Origin of the sequence: Rhizobium chutanense (assembly GCF_002531935.1) — a bacterium.
Classification (GTDB): domain Bacteria; phylum Pseudomonadota; class Alphaproteobacteria; order Rhizobiales; family Rhizobiaceae; genus Rhizobium; species Rhizobium chutanense.
In genome coordinates this window covers 168,172-184,982 of sequence record NZ_NWSV01000009.1, presented here as the reverse complement: position 1 = coordinate 184,982, position 16,811 = coordinate 168,172, and the positions used below count along the sequence as shown (strand labels likewise).

The following is a 16,811-nucleotide window of genomic DNA, read 5'->3' as shown; positions in this document are numbered from 1 at the left end:
CTAGCGGGACGCCGCATCAAGCGCACGGCGCCATACCGGACTTATGGCTATCCGGCTTGATCGACAAGGTCCGCCGTGAAAGCTACAGGATAGATGATTGATCGATAACGGCACCTTTGGCGGACACATGATGAACGACACGGTCATCCTTTTTCACGGGATTGCCCGGACAAGAAGAAGCATGCAGAAGCTCGCCAACTTCCTGTCCGGCAACGGCTATCGGGTTGTCAATGTCGGCTACCCCTCCACCCGGTTTTCGATCGGCGACCTCGTCGACATCGTCCGGCCGGAGATCGACGGTGCCGCGAAGGCGGCAGGCGAGGGCCGTGTCCATTTTGTCGGTTATTCGATGGGCGGACTGATCATCCGCGCTTTCCTCAGGAACGATCGCCCAGCCAATCTGGGGAGGGTGGTCATGGTCGGAACGCCGAACAACGGCAGTCAGGTTGCCGATTTCCTCAAGGACTGGCCGCTATACAGGACGTTCTATGGACCGGCGGGCCAGCAGCTGATCACCGAACAAACCGCAATGACCGAGCTGTCCGGCACGGTCGATTACGAACTTGGCATCATCGCCGGCAACAGGACCATCGACCCGGTCTCCTCCCTTATCATCGGCCGAAGGGTGCCGAATGATGGGAAGGTGTCGGTGGAGAGCACCCGTCTCGACGGCGCGGCAGCCCATATCGTCATTCCCGCGAACCACACTTTCCTGCCCGTCAACAAGACGATGTGGAGCCAAACCCTGTCGTTTCTGAAAGATGGGCGGTTCACAGCCTGAATTTCCGGATATTCAAACATCCGCCACATGCCATCGTCTTAATCTCTGCCGCACCGGTATCGAAGGAAAATGCAATGACCGCCATCTTGCGAAAGAAAGTTCACGGCGCCTTCACGCGCGCGCAGGTGATCGATGGCGCCGAAGATATCGGCGTCGCCTATCAGGTGTTTTCCGATACCGTGGTCGAAGACGTTATCGTCAAGAATTCACCGCGCGGCTTCAAGTTCCACAACGGCAAGAACCTCACGGTCCGGCGCTGCGAAACCGAGAATGTCAACGGCGACGGCATCTACCTGACGAAGGTGACGGACGTTCTCCTGGAAAACAATCGCATCGGCGCAGCACCCGGTCAGGGGGCGGACTGCTGCCAGTTCGCCTACGAAAACAAGGACGACTATGTCAGTTCCAATGTCGTGATCCGCGGCAACCTCCTGCTTCAGTCGCCGACCAGCACCTCGAACAAGGGCGCGCTGGTCTGCGATAAAACCCGAAACTACCTCGTCGAATACAACTTCATCGGCGGCAAGAATTTCTCCTTTTCGTCGATCGGCGATGATGCCGTCGTGCGCAGCAACATCATGCGCGACGGCAGGATGAATGATTATTCCTTCGGCTACGGCATCGGCGACAAGGTCGATCACGCCGGGCACCACGTCTATGACAACTGGATCGAAAACACCAATCGTGGCGTCAGCCTGAGCGGTTTTTCGGATCAGGAACAGGCATTCCGCAAAGACATCGATATCCACGACAACGTCATCAGCCAGTGCGACATCGCATTCTTCGCCAACCGCCCGTGGTCCGGCAGTTTCCGGCGCAACATATTCCTGCGCTGCGAGCAGGATATCGTTCTGAAGGGAAGGGGCAAAGAGACTGCCGGCGATATCGATGGCAATTATGTCAATGACGGCAGCTTCCTGAACGTCACCCCGCCGCCGCTTGCCTTCAAGCCCGACGGAAAAGCCGCCGTTTCGTCAGGCCAATGGACATCCGAGCCCGATGAGATCCGCATCCAGTGGCGTGACAAGGGGATCGACATACCAGGCGCCAACCGGCCGTCCATCGCCGTTGCGCCCGGCATGGAATTGTCCTGCGTGCTCTTGGCCCGCAAGGACCAGAACTGGATGCTGGCGATCGCCGAGACCGCCTATGACGACTTCACGCCGCGCGCATGGCAGGAACACAGACTGCCTTGGCAGAGGCGTTATCTCTCGATTTGAGCGGCGTGGCGCTGCGACCTAGCATCGGCCTAAAAATCAGGATCGACGCCAGCGAAGTCCTATCGCCTTTCCTGCGCTGAGCGCTTTGCGAACCGGTTCATCGTAAAGGCGGGTGACGACAATTGCCAATAGGACGATCAGCGGAAGAACAATGGCAAAGATCGCCCAGGCTGGCGGTTGTCCGAGGCCCGCGGCCTTCCAGGCTCCCAGTACCAAGCCTAACAGGGGAACATGAATTGCATAGAGCGCGTAAGACGCCTCTCCCGCTATAAGAAGTGGTTGCCGCAGCACGCCATCGAAGTTGGCGGTGTAAAGGACAAGCACCGCGATGGGAAATAAAGCGGTGATCACAATCAGGTCCTTGATGCCGATCAAGGCGGCTGGCGCTTGAAAGATCAGAAGAGCGGTCGCGATGACGATTGTTGTCACTGCGATTGCTTTTCCGATGTCCGAAGGGGAAAGCCGCTGCCGATAGCGATACATCAAGATGCCGAGGGTGAAGGAAAAGAGAACGCGAGGAAATCCGGAGAGCAAGGCACCGTCGAGAGGGATCAGGTCAGCGCTTCCGTGCGTCAGCGTTTGCGCCGCCAACCAAGCCCACGACGCAACGAGGATGACCGCGAGTACGCCGCTGGAGAGCATTCTGGCCGCATAGCCGTAGGCCAGGTTGATCACGATCTCCAGGAATAGCGACCATGACGGACCATTGAAGGGGAAGAGGTTCGGCGCCTTCAGTGATGTTCCGCCAATCGCCGGCAGGAAGAACATCGAGGCAATCAGGGAAGTGGCAAACAGCGTTGGGTCGATTTGCTGATTTCTGCTGAGTGACATGCCCGCATATGCGAGTACGCCGAGCAACAGGCCGAACAAATACATCGGATACAAGCGGATGAGGCGCTTGATGGCGAAATCGTTGGCAGAAAGGGAAGACTCTTGAATGAGTTTCCGCTCATAAGCGTGACCGATTACGAAGCCGCTGAGACAAAAAAACAAATCGACGGCGAGATAGGCGGCGGGGGCGGCATCGAAACCGACAAAGCCTTCGGTATGATGCACGGCCACACAAATGGCCGCCAGCCCGCGAATCCCATCGAGGCCGACCAGTCTGCGATTGCTAGAATTCATATTTTTAGCCTGATGCATGTTGGTTGCCAGCCTTGGTCGGTTTGCGGAAACGAGACAAAAACTCGGGACCAAGGCTCGTCAGTGCGATCACGGTATGGGGCCACAAGATGAAGGGAGCGAGCATCATTCCAGCTTCGGTGAACGCGCCGATCAGGATCAGGATGATGATGACAACCTCCTTCCTCTTCGTGATGGCAAGCGCTCGATTTAAGGGGGCCGAGGTCATTTTCGCCACGACGCGCATCACAACGAAGGACGTCCAGATCACTGTGGCTGGGATGCCCATGTTCAGCGCCAGTTCGATATAGGTGTTGTGTGTCGATTGGGCGTCCCAGGTGAGACGAACATATTGCTCCATGATCTCAGGCTGTCGGAACAGGGCAAATCCCCAGCCCGTAAGAGGACGCTCGAAGATCAGTGGCAGCAACTGTTCCCAAACATTTGTGCGTCCGCTGAGGGTGAGGTCTTTCCCGAAGGACTCGGCAACCGCCTGTGCCACGCCCATCAAGGCGACGGAGACAAGAAAACCCAGTATGGCGAAACCGAGAAGGACGACGAAGGACCTGAATACTCGGCCTGGAAAGCGCTGAATGAAACCCATTCCGTAGAATATGGCTATCCCGATCGAAAGCAGGACGACCGCAGTTGACGATTTTGCCACCACGATGAGCAGGAGGTAGAGCAACATGGCTGCCCATCGCAATAAATCGGAGTACCGCAAACGCGGTCCCGATTTGAATGGAAGCAGCAGGATGAAGTTCGTTGCCGAGAATTGGCCGAGCATGTTCTTATGGTAGAATGCCCCCTTCACCATCCCGGCGTAACTGCCTCTCATCACCGCAAATTGCGGAAAGGCTGCCGTATAGAGGACATTTATGAAAGCCGCCGCAATCGCAAATTTCGCCAAACATTCGAATGTTTCGACGGCTCCGTAACGGGCTCTGTAAAGAATCGGTCCCGCTGTCAGCAATGCAACGGCTACTAGGGCCCGCAGCGAGGATCCCACGCTGACGGAAAAAGCAATCGAGAGAAAGACGCATAGGCAGATGATGCCCACCAGCGGCGAGGCGCTGCGAATCAATTCAAAGACCCGCCTGGGCTCCAGCACGCAGTAGAGCCCGATCAGCGGAACGAGCGACATCAGCAACAGCCGCATCGGCATGGGATCTTTGCCGACGCTGTCGTCGAAGTTGGCCGGCAGCCCATACCACATGCCGGTCGCTCTCCAGAGAGAAACATAAAATATTACGGAAAGGACAATCCGCACGAGGGTTTCTCGCCGCATGCGATATTGCGCGCGAGTTCTGGGTCGATGTCTTTGCAGGCCAATCGGTTGGTAGCTGTCAAATGAGGTGCTCATGACATTCCGCCTTACTTTTTGGTAGCCACCTGTCCGGCAAAAATCAAAGCTGTAGACCCGCAGCGGTGAGGAAGCTCGTGATCAGCTTGTATGCCCCTTCATTGAAATGAAGATGGTCAGGCTTGTAGTTGGAACATTCCTTATCGCTTGGCTTTCCGCACCGCAACATATCATCGGTCATTTGAATAAAGGTGACACCGGGCATTTTAGCCAATGATGACACCACCAGTTGATTGGCGGAAATTCTTATATCCTCGTACGAGGCATAATTTTTGCCCCGCGGAGGTATGGACAATGAATAAATATGGGCTGTTGGCCAGAGAGCCCGAACCTTGCTGACAACAGCAACCACACCAGCCGCCACGGCGCACGGCGCAGATTTCGCACCCAGGTTGTTCGTGCCGATAAGCACGACAACATCTTTGGGATGAAAATCCGGAAGGTTCAGTTCGTCGAGCCGGTAGAGTGCATTTTGCGTGGTATCACCCGCGACCGCCAGGTTCATGACGTGGCGACCGGGAAAACTGTCCGCGATCAAAGGCTGCCACTGTTCGACAAGGGAATCTCCGACGAGAGCCATGTCATATCGAGCGGATTTGTCGCGATAGATGGGAAGGGCGCGATCATATCTCTTGCTTGCTGGCTTTTGCTGGACCGAAACATTTGCCGCCATTGCCGGCTCGGGGCATTCCTGTCCGAAGGAGAGGCCGGGAGCGCCGATGATGAGAAGGAAATTGAATATGAAGGTGATGGCAAGTTTGGCGAAATGTCGCAACATTCAGATTACCGCTATCCTGAGGTCTTTGCCCTTTCATTATTGAGTAGGAAAATGGACGCAGCAAGGCAAGAGCGGCTCTGAGGCACTTTGCTGGAATGCTCAAGTCCGTTTGATCCATGAATTTTAGAATGCACTGGCCTATCCTCGATACGAACTTCAATGGGAACCAAACACCGCATCCGCCGTTGATAACAATGCCCAACCGTGTCCGGGAGGCAGGACAGACATGGCACGTCAGACATTCTGGAAAGGCTATCTCAAGCTCTCGCTCGTCACCGCCGCCGTCTCGCTCACGCCAGCGACGACCGAAAGCAACAAGGTGCGGTTCCATGTGCTCAATCGCCAGACGAAGAACCGCGTCGAAAGCCGTTATGTCGACAGCGTCACCCATAAGCCGGTGGCCGATCGGGACCAGGTGAAAGGCTATCCGCGCGGCGAGGACGATTATGTCATGCTCGAAGACGAGGAGATCGAGGAGGTCGGGCTCGAAAGCACCCGCACCATCGATATCGACACATTCGTGCCGCGCGGCTCGATCGACTGGATCTGGTACGATAAACCGCATTTTCTGGCCCCCGAGGACAAGGTCGGAGTGGAAGCCTTCTGCGTCATCCGCGAGGCGATGAAGGCGAATGATGTCGTCGGCATCGCCCGCCTCGTGCTCTATCGTCGCGAGCGTGCCGTGCTGCTGGAGCCGCAGGGCAAGGGCATCGTTCTCTGGACCCTGCGTTATGGCGACGAGGTGCGCGAACCGGCGGCCGAGCTCGACAGCAACACGGAGATCGACAGCAAGCTGCTGACGCTGATGAAGCAGCTGGTGAAGGAAGAGACGAAGGATTGGAGCCCGGCCATGGTGCAGGATCCGATCCAGAAGCGCCTGAAGTCGATGATCCGCAACAAGCAGAAGAGCCTGAAGCAGGCCGTGCCTGCGAAAAAACCCGCACCGGTGAAATCGACCGGCAACGTCGTCAATATCATGGATGCGCTGAAAAAGAGCCTGGCCGCGGAGGACGGGAAGCCGTCGCGTTAAATCGCGTCACGCCTGATCCGTTCGAGACCCGTTTCAGCTTGCCTTCTTCCTGTGGCTGTCGCTGCGCGCCGGCGTCTTCTTCGCCGGGACCTTCTTTGCCGAACCTTTGCTGCTCATGCCGGCGCTCTGGCGCAGTGCTTCCATCAGGTCGACCACTTTGCGTTCCGGCGGCTGCTTCTTCTTCGGCGGTGCCCGGCCCTCGATCTTCGCCTTCACCAGTTCGACGAGGGCAGCCTCGTAGCGATCCACATATTCGCTCGGTTCGAAACTGCCCTGCTTGGTGCCGATGATATGTCCGGCAAGCGCGATCATCTCCTTGTCGAACGTGATGTCGGGAATGTCCTTGAAGACGGTGTCGGCCGAACGCACCTCGTAGTCGAAATTCAGCATCGTCGCGACGATGCAGTCGTCATGCGGGCGGATCAGCAGCGTCCGGTTGCGCCGGAACAGCACGGCTTCGGCGAGTGCTGCGACCTTGCCGTCGCGCATGCCCCTTGCGATCAGCGACAGCGCCTCTTCATCATGCTCGTCGACGGGGGCGAGGTAATAAGGCCGGTCGAAATAGAGCTTGTCGATATCGTCGTAGCCGATGAAAGCTTTGATATTGAGGATCTTGTCGCTTTCCGGCATGAGTTGGGCGATCTCATCGCCCTCGATGACGATGTAATCGCCATTCTCCATCTGGTAGCCCTTGACCTGATCGTCCCGCTCGACCGGTTTGCCGGTCTCGCTGTCGACGAATTGCCGTTCCACCCGATGGCCGGTCTTGCGGTTGATGATATTGAAGGAGACGCGGTCGGAGGAGGAAATGGCGGTGTAAAGCCCGACGGCGCAGGCAAGGTCGCCCACCTTCAGATGACCTTTCCAGCTTGCCCGCGCGGCCATTCCATCCTCCGTTGTCAATCAGAGCCGACCGTTGCTCTTGTCGGTTTCGAGTTCCTGGAATGCCCAGCCGCGACCATCGGGCGCGGGATAGGCAAGCAGCGCGTCGCCGTCGCCGATCTTCTGGCGCGACGCGGCGTCCCTGGCGTGAACGATCGCTTCATCGGCCGTCGCATAGGTTTCCGACAGCGTGTCGCCGAGCTTGTAGGCCCAGCCATTGTCATGCGGCACGACCTGATAGGTGATATCGGCCATTTCGGATCTCCTCTTCTCAATTGGATAGGGAGCATGACGGCATCATACTCTAATTTCGATTGGTTTTGCGCCCCTCGTCGAGGGCGATGATTTTCTCCACCGAAGCGATATCCTCGCTGGTGACGACGGGAACCGGATCGGTGGCAATCGCCTCCAGCACCTCCTGCGAGACGGCGCCGTTGCGGATCGCCCATTCCAGCGTCTCGCGCGTTTCCCGCTCGGCCTTGAGCTGTGCGTAAAGCGCGACGATCAGCCGATCGCGGGCGTCCATGCGCCCGCCCTGGCGATCCATTCTGCGGACATGCGCCATCGCAATCCACCTTTGTCACTGATTTCGTTCAGGTGTAATCAACTGCTGACGGATGGAAAGGTTCCGAAAACCGCGGGCAGCCGTTGCCCGGTGCGGCGCCGGGCTGACATTGTCATCTGCAGAATGTTCATGAGAGGATTTCATCATGGTCGATCTCAAGGCTCGTCCCCGCCCGACCGGCGCCACCGCCGTTCTCGGCCGCACCGGTTTTCCGCATGTCACCTCCGCCACCAAAGGCGAGATCGATATCGTCACGTCGCCGTCGCAGCCGGGCTTCAACCCGCTCGACCTGCTCTATTCCTCGCTGTCTGCCTGCCTCGTGCTCAGCGCCCGCATGGCCGCCAGCCAGTTGGGCGTTCTCGACAAGATCAGCGAGATCACCGCCGAGGTTACCGGCGAGAAGGCGACCGAAGGCCTTTCGCGGGTTGCCCGGTTCAACATCGCCTTCTCGATCAAGGGCGATATAGATGAGGAAAGCCGGCGGAAGATTGTCCAGGCCGCGGAGGATGAGATCTGCACGGTGAGCAATACGATCCGCGGCAATCCCGATTTTTCGACGACGATATCGGGATAGGCTGAATCTACATAATAATTATAGACAATTGCCGGCAGAGGATTGCGCGACCAATATCCGACTTCTATGCTCGGGCATCGCAAGCAACATCCCGGCCGCCATGCATTCCAAGTCTCCTCCGACGTCCGAACCATCAGTCGTCGCTATCATCGGCGGCGGTGTCTCCGGCGCGGGTGTCGCCTATCATCTCGCCCGGGCGGGCAGCAGTGAGCATCCCGTCATCCTGGTCTTCGAGCCGCGCGCCGAGCTCGGCCGCGGCTTGGCCTATGACACATCAGATCCGGCCCACCGCATCAATGTTCCAGCCGCCAAGATGAGCCTGCAGCCCGACGAACTGGGCGAATTCCAGGCCTGGATCGAAGCCCGTGACGCCGTCGCTGACGACCCCGGGGCAAAACGGCCCGATGGTTCGCTCTTCCCGCGGCGCCGGCTCTTCGGCGATTATGTCGCCTCGCTGCTGAAACCGTTGCTGGAAGACGGCAGCGTCCGTCACTGCCGCACTGCGGTGACCGGTGTCGAGCGCCATGCCGGCCGCTGGACGATCCGCGACGACAAGGGCGGCGTCACTGAGGCCGATATCGTTGCGATTGCCACCAGCCATCCGCCGCCGGCAGCCCCCGGCCGGCTGGCGAGCCGGCTTGCAGCCCATCCCCGTTTCGTCGCCGATACCACCAGGCCCGGCGCGCTCGACGTGGTCCGCCCGCATGACCGGGTGCTGGTCATCGGCAACGGCCTGACGGCTGCCGATGTCATCGCCTCCCTGGCCGAGCGCGGTCATGACGGTCCGCTAACGGCGATCTCGCGTCGCGGCCTGCGTTCGCGCGGGCATGCACCGGTGCCGCAGCCGCTCTTCGGCGATTTCCTCTCCGATACGGCCCCTTCCGCCATGTCGCTGCTGGCGGCGATTCGCGCCGCCGTCGGCGCGGCGAAGGCTGAGGGCATAAGCTGGCACGGCGTGATCGATCAGGTGAGGGCGCAGGGATATGATCTCTGGCAGGCGCTGCCGGTTGCCGAACGCCGCCGCCTCGTCCGCCATCTCAGACCCTATTGGGACGTGCACCGGTTCCGAATCGCGCCGCAGGTCGAAGCGGTGCTCGACACGGCGGTTGCCGCCGGTCGCCTCGAAATCCTTGCCGGCTCTGTCGCCGATGCGCGCATCGACGGCGAGCTCATCCTGGCCAGCCTGCAGCCGCGCCATCAGCGCCGATCGTTGGAGCGGAGCTATGACGCCGTCGTCGTCACCACCGGCCCGGCCCATGGCGGCATTCTCGAAACCCAGCCCTGGCTCGCAGCCCTGGCCGCAAGCGGCCACCTGTCGCTGGATCCCACCGGCCTCGGCCTTGCCTGCACCGAGCGCTCGGAGGCGATCGGCCCGTCGGGAAAGACAGATCCGTCGCTGCTGATCTCCGGGCCCTTGGCGCGCGGCACCTTCGGCGAGCTGATGGGGCTGCCGCAGGTGACCGAGCATGCCTTCTTCGTCGCCACCGAGATCGCCGGGAAGCTGCAGGTGAACGACACACATACCGCCTGAATTTACATCCCTGTGTCGTTCATCGGCTGTCGTTGATGATCGACTTCTGATACGCAGGCGGCTGCACCTCCCCCGCCTGCTTTGGGCGATCAGAAAATATCGAGATCATGTCACAGGCTGACTCCACCCTTTCCGAAGCCGCGCCTTCCAACCGCCTTCCCCTGACGGCGCTCATTCTCGGCGGGGCGGCGATCGGCGGCTCGCCGATCTTCGTCCGGCTTTCCGAGGTCGGGCCGATGGCGACGGCCTTCTGGCGCGTGGCGCTGGCGCTGATCCCGATCGTCATCGTCTCGCTCATGAAGACGGAGAGGGGACGGAAGCCGCAAAGCCTTTCCGACTACGGCCAGCTCATCCTTCCGGGCGTCATGCTGTCGCTCGATCTCGCCGCCTGGCACCTTTCGATCACGATGACATCGGTCGCCAATGCGACGCTGCTCGCCAACCTCGCGCCTGTTTTCGTCACCGTGATCGCCTTCCTGTTTTTCAAGTCGCGCATCAGCGGCGTCTTCCTGCTTGGGCTTGGCCTGGCGCTGACCGGCGTCGTCGTCCTGAAAGGCGGACCGGCGGCGATCGGCAACGGCGACCTTCACGGCGACGGCCTGGCAATGATCGCCGCCTTCTTCTATGCCTGCTACATCCTTGCGCTCGGCAGCTTGCGCAGCCGGTTCGATACGATGCGGATCATGCTGTGGAGCACGGCGTCCGCCGCCGTCTGCATCTTTCCGGTCGCCTTCTTCATGGAGGGACACATGCTGCCGGCGACCGTCTATGGCTGGTCGATGGTCTTCGGTCTCGCCTTCATCAGCCATGCCGGCGGGCAGGCGGCGATCACCTATGCGCTGGCTTATCTGCCGCCGGCCTTTTCCTCGCTGACGCTGCTGCTGCAGCCGGTCATCGCCGCTATCCTCGCCTGGGCACTGCTCAATGAGGCGATCGGGCCGATGCAGGCGCTGGGCGGCGCCATCGTGCTTGCCGGGATCATGGTTGCCCGAACATCTCGTTCTCCGGCTTGATCGCCTGCTGCTCCAGCGGCGGTGGATCGTCGCCCATTTTCTGCAGCAGCCACTTCTGGATGATTGGCACATCGGCGTCGCCGAGGTCGTGGCCGCCGGCGATGACGTCGGAATCGACGGTAGCGCCCGAACTTTTCAGCCTTTCCTCCAACTCGCTCGCATATTTGCCGTAGGCATCGGTCTTGCCGCTGATGACGAGCAGGTCCGTGCCCTTCAGATCGGCATGCGGATAGTCGCTGAGGACAGGCATGGAGCGCAGCAGCACCGCCTTGTGAACCAGGTTCGGGTGCAGGTAGAGCAGCGAGTTCAACAGATTGGCGCCGTTCGAATAGCCGACATAGACGATCTTCTTGGGGTCGAGCCCGTAGGATTTGACGGCGCCATCGATGAAGGCCGCGAAGGCCTCCGCCTCGGTCTTGATGTCGTTCTGGTCGAAGGAGAACGGCGTAATGCGCTTGTACCAGCGGGGAAACCCTTCTTCCGTCGCCCGCCCGCGCACGCCGAGCAGCGTCGCGTGCGGTGCCGCCTTGTTCAACAGCGGCATCAGCGTCGTCTCATTGCCGCCGGAGCCGTGCAGCAGCACGAAGACACTGCCGTCGGGATCGGGCGGCGTATAGAAACGATGGACGAAGGGCAGCTCGCGATAATTGATGCGCGGTTGGCCGGGCATCGAGAACTGCGGCAGCACCACCTTCAGATCGTGGAGATTGGTGATGGCTTCGGGCGGCGCGAAGAGTTTCGTCCCGAGCGCGGCGTGTTCTTCATCGACGGTCATGCCCGGCTTGTCGGTGGCAAGCTCTATCAGCGTGCCGCCGGGCTCGCGGGCATAGAGCGAGCGGAAATATTTCCGGTCGTGCATGTTGGTTGGCGATGCGTCGGTGGTTTCCAGCGCCTTGCGGACGGACAGCAGCGTCGCCTCGTCCGGCGCGCGGAAGGCGACGTGATCGACCGTCCCGGTGCCCGGCGCCCCGGACCAGAAGCCGCGCGCATCGCGCACGTCGATGACGTCGCCGGACCCGGAAACCAGCCTGTCGATCGTGCCGCGATTGGCCTGGAAGCGATAGCCGAAATGGCGCTCGAGAAAGTTCCGGCTTTCGGCGGGTGCCTCCGTCAGCATGGTTGCTCCGCGCACGCGCTGGATGGCGTGTTCGACCGGGATCGAGCCACCGTCCCAGACATCAGCCGATGTCAGGTTCTTGGCGCCGGCGAGCTTGAGAATGATGTTGTCGGGGTCCTTCAGCCTGAGCACCGGTTCGCCGAATTCGTCGGCCGGCCCTTCCGAGCGCAGGCCGAAGCTCATGGCGCGCGTCAGCCAGTAACCGATGCTGGCGGGGTCGATCGACAGGGATATTTCGCTGATCTGGCCGTAGCCGGCCCGGCCGGGCGCGCCATCTTCCCAGGCGAGGAAGGTCAGCAGCGAACCCGGTGTTCCCGCTGCATCGCCGTAGAAGAGATGAAGTTGGGTCGCGTCCTCGTAACCGGCCGTCTGCTTGACGAGCCGCATGCCGAGAAAGCCGGCGTAAAAGTCCACATTCGCCTGCACTTTTCGGGTGACGGCTGTGATGTGATGTATGCCTGATACCATCTGGAGCAGTCCTGATTGAAGCGGCGTCGTCAGGAGCGCGAGTATGAAAGCTGCGAAAGTCATACCGTTGCCAATGACCATCGCTTAGTTTTGTTCCGCACAAAGTGCAAGCGAATCGCCGCGCTGCAGCAATTCCAGATGATCGACATCTTCGAGGGCCTCCTCCAGTTGCTGCAGGGTCGGCGGCTTGACCATATAGGCGCGCGCCCCGAGATTTCTGGCCCGTCGCCTGTCGCTTTCGTCGCTGGAGGTGCTGAGAATGCAGACGGGAATTTGGCGAAGGCGGATATCGGCCGAAAGCGCATGCAGCACCTCGAAGCCGTCCATGATCGGCATGTTGATGTCGAGCAGCATCAGGTCGATCTGAGGCAGATCGGCGATGCCGGCGCGCTCTTCCAGCAGCCGCATCGCCTCGCGTCCGTTAGTGGCGACATGCAGGTTGAAGTTCACCTTGTCCCGCCGCATCAGCTTGATCTTCAGAAGCTGGATGTCGGCCGGGCTGTCCTCGACCAGCAGCACTTCGGCGAGCCTGCCGGACCCTTCGCCCGGCTGCTCCGCCGGTTTGTCGCTATGCGGGATGGCCGGTGTGGCGGGTGGCGCGGGCCTCGCCTCGGCGAGCGGCACGTCGACGATGAAGGTGGCGCCCGGCCCGTTTTCCGCCTCGCACCAGATCGCGCCGCCATGCAGCTGCGCGATGCGGCGGCAGATGGCGAGGCCGAGCCCGGTGCCCTCGATGCCGCGGCCGACGAGACGCTTGAACGGCTGGAAGATCAGCTCGCGATGCTGCGGATCGATGCCGGGCCCGTTGTCGCGCACGGTCAGGCGGCACATGTCGCCATGCGCTTCGCCTGAGATCGTCACCTCGGGCATTTTCTGCTCGCAGTAGCGGATGGCATTCGACACGAGGTTCTGCAGGAGCTGGGTCAGCAGCGTCGCATCGCCCATCACCTCCGGCAGCGCGCCGCGGATGATGACGGCGCCGCGGCTTTCGGTCTGCTGGCGCAGATTGTTCTCCACCTGATCGAGCACGTCGCAGAGCGAGACCGGCGTCAGCTCGGGCCCCCCGGAAGCCTCGAGCCTGGTGAAGCCCGAGACCTTGACGATCAGGTCTTCCATATGGTCGGCGGCGCTGAGCACGTAATCCAGCAATTCCCGGTCGTCGGCCGGCAGTGCCTGAGAACCGTGCAGGATGCGGCTGAAGGATTTGATCGTCCTCAGCGGCTCCTTCAGATCATGGGCCATGGCGCGAGTGAAGATCTCGAGCGATTGCCGCTTCTGCTCCAGCTGTGCTTCCAGCATGCCGTGCATGATGGCGTTCTGGATGCAGCGATGCAGGGTTTCCGGCGACAGCGAATCCTTCGTCAGATAGTCGCGCGCGCCGCTCTTCATCACCTCGACGGCGACGGTTTCACTGCCCTGGCCGGTCAGCATGATGACGTTGGCGACCGGATCGTGCTCCAGGATGTCGGCCAGAACGCCGAGCCCGTTGCGTCCCGGCAGCGAATAGTCGAGCAGGATACAGTTCGGCCGTTTGCGGCGATTCAGCGCCAGGCCCTCTTCACCCGTCTCCGCCTCGAGAACGGTATAGGCGGTGCTGGAGACGCGGCCCAATATGCGGCGATAGACCTCGCGATCGTCGATATTGTCGTCGATGATGAGAATGCTGCAGTCTTCCGCCAATCTGTCAGTCCTCGAGCGGCAGGATGGCGATTTCGAACCAGTATTCCTTCAGGCGCTGGATCGCGGCGAACAGCCCGTCGAGATCGACCGGCTTCTGCACATAGGTATTGGCGCCGAGCGCATAGCAGCCTTCGATGTCGCGTTCGTCGTCGGAGGTGGTGAGGATCACCACCGGGATCTTGCGCCAGCCGGCGTTCGATTTGATCGCCTCCAGCGTCTTACGGCCGTCAAGGCCCGGCATGTTGAGATCGAGCAGAATCAGCCCCGGCTTCGGCACCATCGCCGCGAGCATGTCGAGCGCTTCCTGCCCCGAGGCCGCCCAGCGGATCGAATTGCGCAGGTTGGTGCGTTTGAAGGCGCGCATCGTTGCTTCGAAATCGTCTTCACTGTCCTCGACGATCAGGATCGGTTGCGTGTCACGCTGCTGCATTCTGCCCCTCGCGCTTTTTTCCCAGGGTGAAATAGAATGTGGTGCCGGCGCCGACCTCCGATTCCAGCCAGATATCGCCATTGTGGCGTGCGATGATCTTGCGGACGAAGGTCAGGCCTGCTCCGGTGCCGTCGTCGGAATCCTGCGACTTTTCCAGCCGTTTGAAAATGCGGAAAATGTCCTCATGGAATTCCTGGGGAATGCCCTTGCCGTTATCCCTGACGAAAAACACGTTGCGGGCAACCGTGCCGTCCTTGCCGACGAACCGATCGAGATAGCCGATCGACACGAGCGGCGCCGGCTTGTCGTTGTATTTGATCGCATTGGTGATGAGATTGCGGAACACCTCGGTCAACCGCGGCGCGTCGCAGACCACATCCGGCAGTTGGCCGTCCATGATGACCTTGGCATGCCGCTCCTCCAGCAGGAGCTCCATCGTCGCGACTACATCCTTGACGATCAGGCCGATATCGGTGCGCTTGACCGCCAGCTGCTGCCGCCCGAGCCGGGAGAAATAAAGAAGGTCGTTGACGAGTTTCTCCATGCGCTGGCTGAGGCGCACCAGCCGGTTCAGCCGGCGCACGCCGTCGTCGTCGAGCTTGTCTTCGTAGTCCTCCAGCAGGAATCGGGAGTGGTTGTGCAGGCCGCGCAGCGGTTCCTTGAGGTCATGCGAGGCGATATAGGCGAATTCGTCGAGGTCGTGGTTGCTGCGCTCGAGTTCGGCCGTATAGGCCTCGAGCTGGGCCAGCGTCGTCTTCATCCGCTCTTCCTGCCGGGCGCGCTCGCTGATGTCGCGCACGATACCGACGAAGATCTTCGAATCGCCGGTGGCGACGGCGCTGATGGAAACGTCGATCGGAAAGACGATGCCGCTCTTGCGCCGTCCGGAAACCATGCGCGTCGTGCCGATGATGCGCTCCTCACCGGTCTGCCGGTAATGGGCGAGATAGCCGTCGTGCTCGGAATGGTAGGGTTCGGGCATCAGCATCTTGATATTCCGGCCGATCGTCTCCTGCGGGGCGTAACCGAACATGTTTTCGGCCGCCGGGTTGAAGCTCCTGATCGTTCCACTCTCGTCGATGACGATGACGGCATCGGGCGTTCCGCGCACCAGCGCGCCGAAGCGGACGCGCTCGGTTTCAAGGTTATGATTGTTGCGCATGAAATAGAAGACGAGGATGGCGATCAGCCAGAGCGTCGCCGCCGTAATCGTGCGGTTGGCGATCTCCTGCCAGAATGCCACCTCGTTGTGCCTGACGGCGAAAAAGCCGAGCATCAGGAGCACGGTGCAGACAAAGGCGAAGAAAAGCGGCGCGTTCCTGTTGCCGAACCAGAGCGCCGTCAAGACCAGCGGCACATAGAGAATGCCGTTGGCCACACCGAGCGGCGTGTAGAGATCGACGAGAAGGCCGGTGAAGCAGACCGCGGCCGGGATCCAGAGCGGAATCTCAGCCCGGTTTGCCGGCTGCCTCCACCAGGAGCGGGCGAGAAGCCCCGAGCCGAAGATCACCATGCCGACCGCCGTGTGCAGCGCCATCGCCGCATAGGGCCCCCAGCGGTAACCCTGTTCGGCATCGGTGACATAGCTGGCGAGCGCGATCATGCCGAGGGTGATGACGACGTAGCTCGTCAATTCCTGCACCACCTGGCTTTTCCGCTCCGCGTGGAGAGCGAGCAGCAGCGAAAGATTGGCGATCAGGAACACCAGCGCCGTGTTCGGCCCCATGCCGCCGCCGATCTCGGCGATGAATTCCGGTGGAACCAGGAACTGCGTGATCAACACGTCGACATTGTGGAAAGTCCGCCCGATGGTGATGATTTCCACCAGCCGGGCCGCGGCGAACGCCGCCGCAAGCCCTGCCATGATCGTTGCCGCCAACCGAAAGCGCCTGGCGGTCAGCGTCGAAGCTGCAAGCCCCAGGCCGGAAAGCACGAAGCAGAGCGCGGTGTTGAAGGCCATCGACGGGAAGCCGGGAACGAGCGAAATGATCACCTTGATCTGCAGCAACCAGCCGGCAATCGCGCTCAGCCCGAGAAGGACCATCAGGCAGCCGACCGCAATCGCAAAGCCGCGGTAGTGCTGCCGCCGCCGCTGGTCCTGAAGGTCCACGTTGCCCCTATCCTGCACCCGTCGTGTCCTCCTCGCTTCGCGTCGCCATTTTTTCCGAAATCGAGGAATACTCAATAGGCAGTGGAGGGCGGCGCCGCGCTTTTCGCGAAATGATTTTTCGATAAGATGGATCGAATTTTCGTGAAA

General features: G+C 60.6%; 15 protein-coding genes and 1 pseudogene. 6 read left to right on the top strand and 10 right to left on the bottom strand.

Going from position 1 to position 16,811, the window contains the following annotated elements; translation table 11 throughout:
- The first annotated feature begins 130 nt into the window (after positions 1–130).
- Together CO666_RS16775 and CO666_RS16770 are read left to right on the top strand one after the other, a co-directional pair.
- Positions 131–781, top strand: a complete 651-nt coding sequence (locus CO666_RS16775) for an esterase/lipase family protein (RefSeq protein WP_097613254.1) — start codon at positions 131–133, stop codon at positions 779–781.
- 74 nt (positions 782–855) lie between these two features.
- On the top strand, positions 856–2,001 hold the full coding sequence (locus CO666_RS16770) for a right-handed parallel beta-helix repeat-containing protein (protein WP_097613206.1): 1,146 nt from the start codon (positions 856–858) through the stop codon (positions 1,999–2,001).
- Between the two features lie 36 nt (positions 2,002–2,037).
- Here CO666_RS16770 and CO666_RS16765 read toward each other — a convergent pair whose 3' ends face one another.
- The 3 genes from CO666_RS16765 to CO666_RS16755 are packed head-to-tail and all read right to left on the bottom strand — an operon-like array spanning position 2,038 to position 5,264.
- The gene (locus CO666_RS16765) at positions 2,038–3,144 is read right to left on the bottom strand and encodes an acyltransferase family protein (RefSeq protein ID WP_097613205.1); all 1,107 of its coding nucleotides are present in this window, start codon (positions 3,142–3,144) and stop codon (positions 2,038–2,040) included.
- Entirely contained in the window at positions 3,131–4,486 is a 1,356-nt protein-coding gene (locus CO666_RS16760; RefSeq protein WP_097613204.1) for an O-antigen ligase family protein, read from the bottom strand. Before CO666_RS16760 ends, CO666_RS16765 begins: the two co-directional genes overlap by 14 nt.
- 43 nt (positions 4,487–4,529) lie before the next feature.
- Positions 4,530–5,264, bottom strand: a complete 735-nt coding sequence (locus tag CO666_RS16755) for a GDSL-type esterase/lipase family protein (RefSeq protein ID WP_097613203.1) — start codon at positions 5,262–5,264, stop codon at positions 4,530–4,532.
- 226 nt (positions 5,265–5,490) lie between these two features.
- Here CO666_RS16755 and ku (CO666_RS16750) point away from each other — a divergent pair, with 226 nt between their 5' ends.
- On the top strand, positions 5,491–6,294 hold the full coding sequence (gene ku / locus CO666_RS16750) for a non-homologous end joining protein Ku (protein WP_097613202.1): 804 nt from the start codon (positions 5,491–5,493) through the stop codon (positions 6,292–6,294).
- A gap of 33 nt (positions 6,295–6,327) precedes the next feature.
- Here the strand turns inward: ku (CO666_RS16750) and ku (CO666_RS16745) are convergent, their stop codons facing one another.
- Genes ku (CO666_RS16745) through CO666_RS16735 form a run of 3 tightly spaced genes read right to left on the bottom strand, consistent with a single transcriptional unit; the run spans position 6,328 to position 7,741 of the window.
- Entirely contained in the window at positions 6,328–7,179 is an 852-nt protein-coding gene (gene ku, locus CO666_RS16745) for a non-homologous end joining protein Ku (RefSeq protein WP_097613201.1), read from the bottom strand.
- Between the two features lie 18 nt (positions 7,180–7,197).
- Entirely contained in the window at positions 7,198–7,431 is a 234-nt protein-coding gene (locus tag CO666_RS16740; protein ID WP_097613200.1) for a DUF2188 domain-containing protein, read from the bottom strand.
- A gap of 49 nt (positions 7,432–7,480) precedes the next feature.
- The gene (locus CO666_RS16735) at positions 7,481–7,741 is read right to left on the bottom strand and encodes a hypothetical protein (RefSeq protein ID WP_049733122.1); all 261 of its coding nucleotides are present in this window, start codon (positions 7,739–7,741) and stop codon (positions 7,481–7,483) included.
- Between the two features lie 145 nt (positions 7,742–7,886).
- Between CO666_RS16735 and CO666_RS16730 the strand changes: the two genes are divergently transcribed.
- The 3 genes and pseudogenes from CO666_RS16730 (at position 7,887) to CO666_RS16720 (ending at position 10,859) form a co-directional block, all read left to right on the top strand.
- Positions 7,887–8,315, top strand: a complete 429-nt coding sequence (locus CO666_RS16730) for an OsmC family protein (protein WP_097613199.1) — start codon at positions 7,887–7,889, stop codon at positions 8,313–8,315.
- Between the two features lie 53 nt (positions 8,316–8,368).
- Positions 8,369–9,846 (top strand): annotated as a pseudogene (locus CO666_RS16725) (FAD/NAD(P)-binding protein).
- 107 nt (positions 9,847–9,953) lie between these two features.
- Positions 9,954–10,859 carry a DMT family transporter gene (locus CO666_RS16720; RefSeq protein WP_097613198.1) on the top strand — a complete coding sequence of 302 codons (906 nt, stop codon included), beginning with the start codon at positions 9,954–9,956 and terminating at the stop codon, positions 10,857–10,859.
- Here the strand turns inward: CO666_RS16720 and CO666_RS16715 are convergent.
- The 4 genes from CO666_RS16715 to CO666_RS16700 are packed head-to-tail and all read right to left on the bottom strand — an operon-like array spanning position 10,825 to position 16,682.
- Positions 10,825–12,507, bottom strand: a complete 1,683-nt coding sequence (locus CO666_RS16715) for a VOC family protein (RefSeq protein WP_245436799.1) — start codon at positions 12,505–12,507, stop codon at positions 10,825–10,827. The two genes, CO666_RS16720 and CO666_RS16715, sit on opposite strands and share 35 nt — an antisense overlap.
- A 21-nt stretch (positions 12,508–12,528) precedes the next feature.
- Positions 12,529–14,124 (bottom strand): response regulator, encoded by a 1,596-nt coding sequence (locus CO666_RS16710; RefSeq protein WP_097613197.1) that lies wholly within the window; start codon positions 14,122–14,124, stop codon positions 12,529–12,531.
- A gap of 4 nt (positions 14,125–14,128) precedes the next feature.
- Positions 14,129–14,554 carry a response regulator gene (locus tag CO666_RS16705; RefSeq protein WP_085736129.1) on the bottom strand — a complete coding sequence of 142 codons (426 nt, stop codon included), beginning with the start codon at positions 14,552–14,554 and terminating at the stop codon, positions 14,129–14,131.
- Entirely contained in the window at positions 14,541–16,682 is a 2,142-nt protein-coding gene (locus tag CO666_RS16700; protein ID WP_097613196.1) for a sensor histidine kinase, read from the bottom strand. Before CO666_RS16700 ends, CO666_RS16705 begins: the two co-directional genes overlap by 14 nt.
- Positions 16,683–16,811: the final 129 nt, after the last annotated feature.

What these genes read in the sequence shown, in the direction of transcription:
- CO666_RS16720 (WP_097613198.1), top strand. Translation starts at nt 9,954, where the DNA reads ATGTCACAGGCTGACTCCACCCTTTCCGAAGCCGCGCCTTCCAACCGC.
- CO666_RS16755 (WP_097613203.1), bottom strand. Translation starts at nt 5,264, where the DNA reads ATGTTGCGACATTTCGCCAAACTTGCCATCACCTTCATATTCAATTTC.
- CO666_RS16735 (WP_049733122.1), bottom strand. Translation starts at nt 7,741, where the DNA reads ATGGCGCATGTCCGCAGAATGGATCGCCAGGGCGGGCGCATGGACGCC.
- ku (WP_097613201.1), bottom strand. Translation starts at nt 7,179, where the DNA reads ATGGCCGCGCGGGCAAGCTGGAAAGGTCATCTGAAGGTGGGCGACCTT.
- CO666_RS16760 (WP_097613204.1), bottom strand. Translation starts at nt 4,486, where the DNA reads ATGAGCACCTCATTTGACAGCTACCAACCGATTGGCCTGCAAAGACAT.
- CO666_RS16730 (WP_097613199.1), top strand. Translation starts at nt 7,887, where the DNA reads ATGGTCGATCTCAAGGCTCGTCCCCGCCCGACCGGCGCCACCGCCGTT.
- CO666_RS16770 (WP_097613206.1), top strand. Translation starts at nt 856, where the DNA reads ATGACCGCCATCTTGCGAAAGAAAGTTCACGGCGCCTTCACGCGCGCG.
- CO666_RS16765 (WP_097613205.1), bottom strand. Translation starts at nt 3,144, where the DNA reads ATGCATCAGGCTAAAAATATGAATTCTAGCAATCGCAGACTGGTCGGC.
- CO666_RS16705 (WP_085736129.1), bottom strand. Translation starts at nt 14,554, where the DNA reads ATGCAGCAGCGTGACACGCAACCGATCCTGATCGTCGAGGACAGTGAA.
- CO666_RS16715 (WP_245436799.1), bottom strand. Translation starts at nt 12,507, where the DNA reads ATGACTTTCGCAGCTTTCATACTCGCGCTCCTGACGACGCCGCTTCAA.
- CO666_RS16740 (WP_097613200.1), bottom strand. Translation starts at nt 7,431, where the DNA reads ATGGCCGATATCACCTATCAGGTCGTGCCGCATGACAATGGCTGGGCC.
- CO666_RS16775 (WP_097613254.1), top strand. Translation starts at nt 131, where the DNA reads ATGAACGACACGGTCATCCTTTTTCACGGGATTGCCCGGACAAGAAGA.
- ku (WP_097613202.1), top strand. Translation starts at nt 5,491, where the DNA reads ATGGCACGTCAGACATTCTGGAAAGGCTATCTCAAGCTCTCGCTCGTC.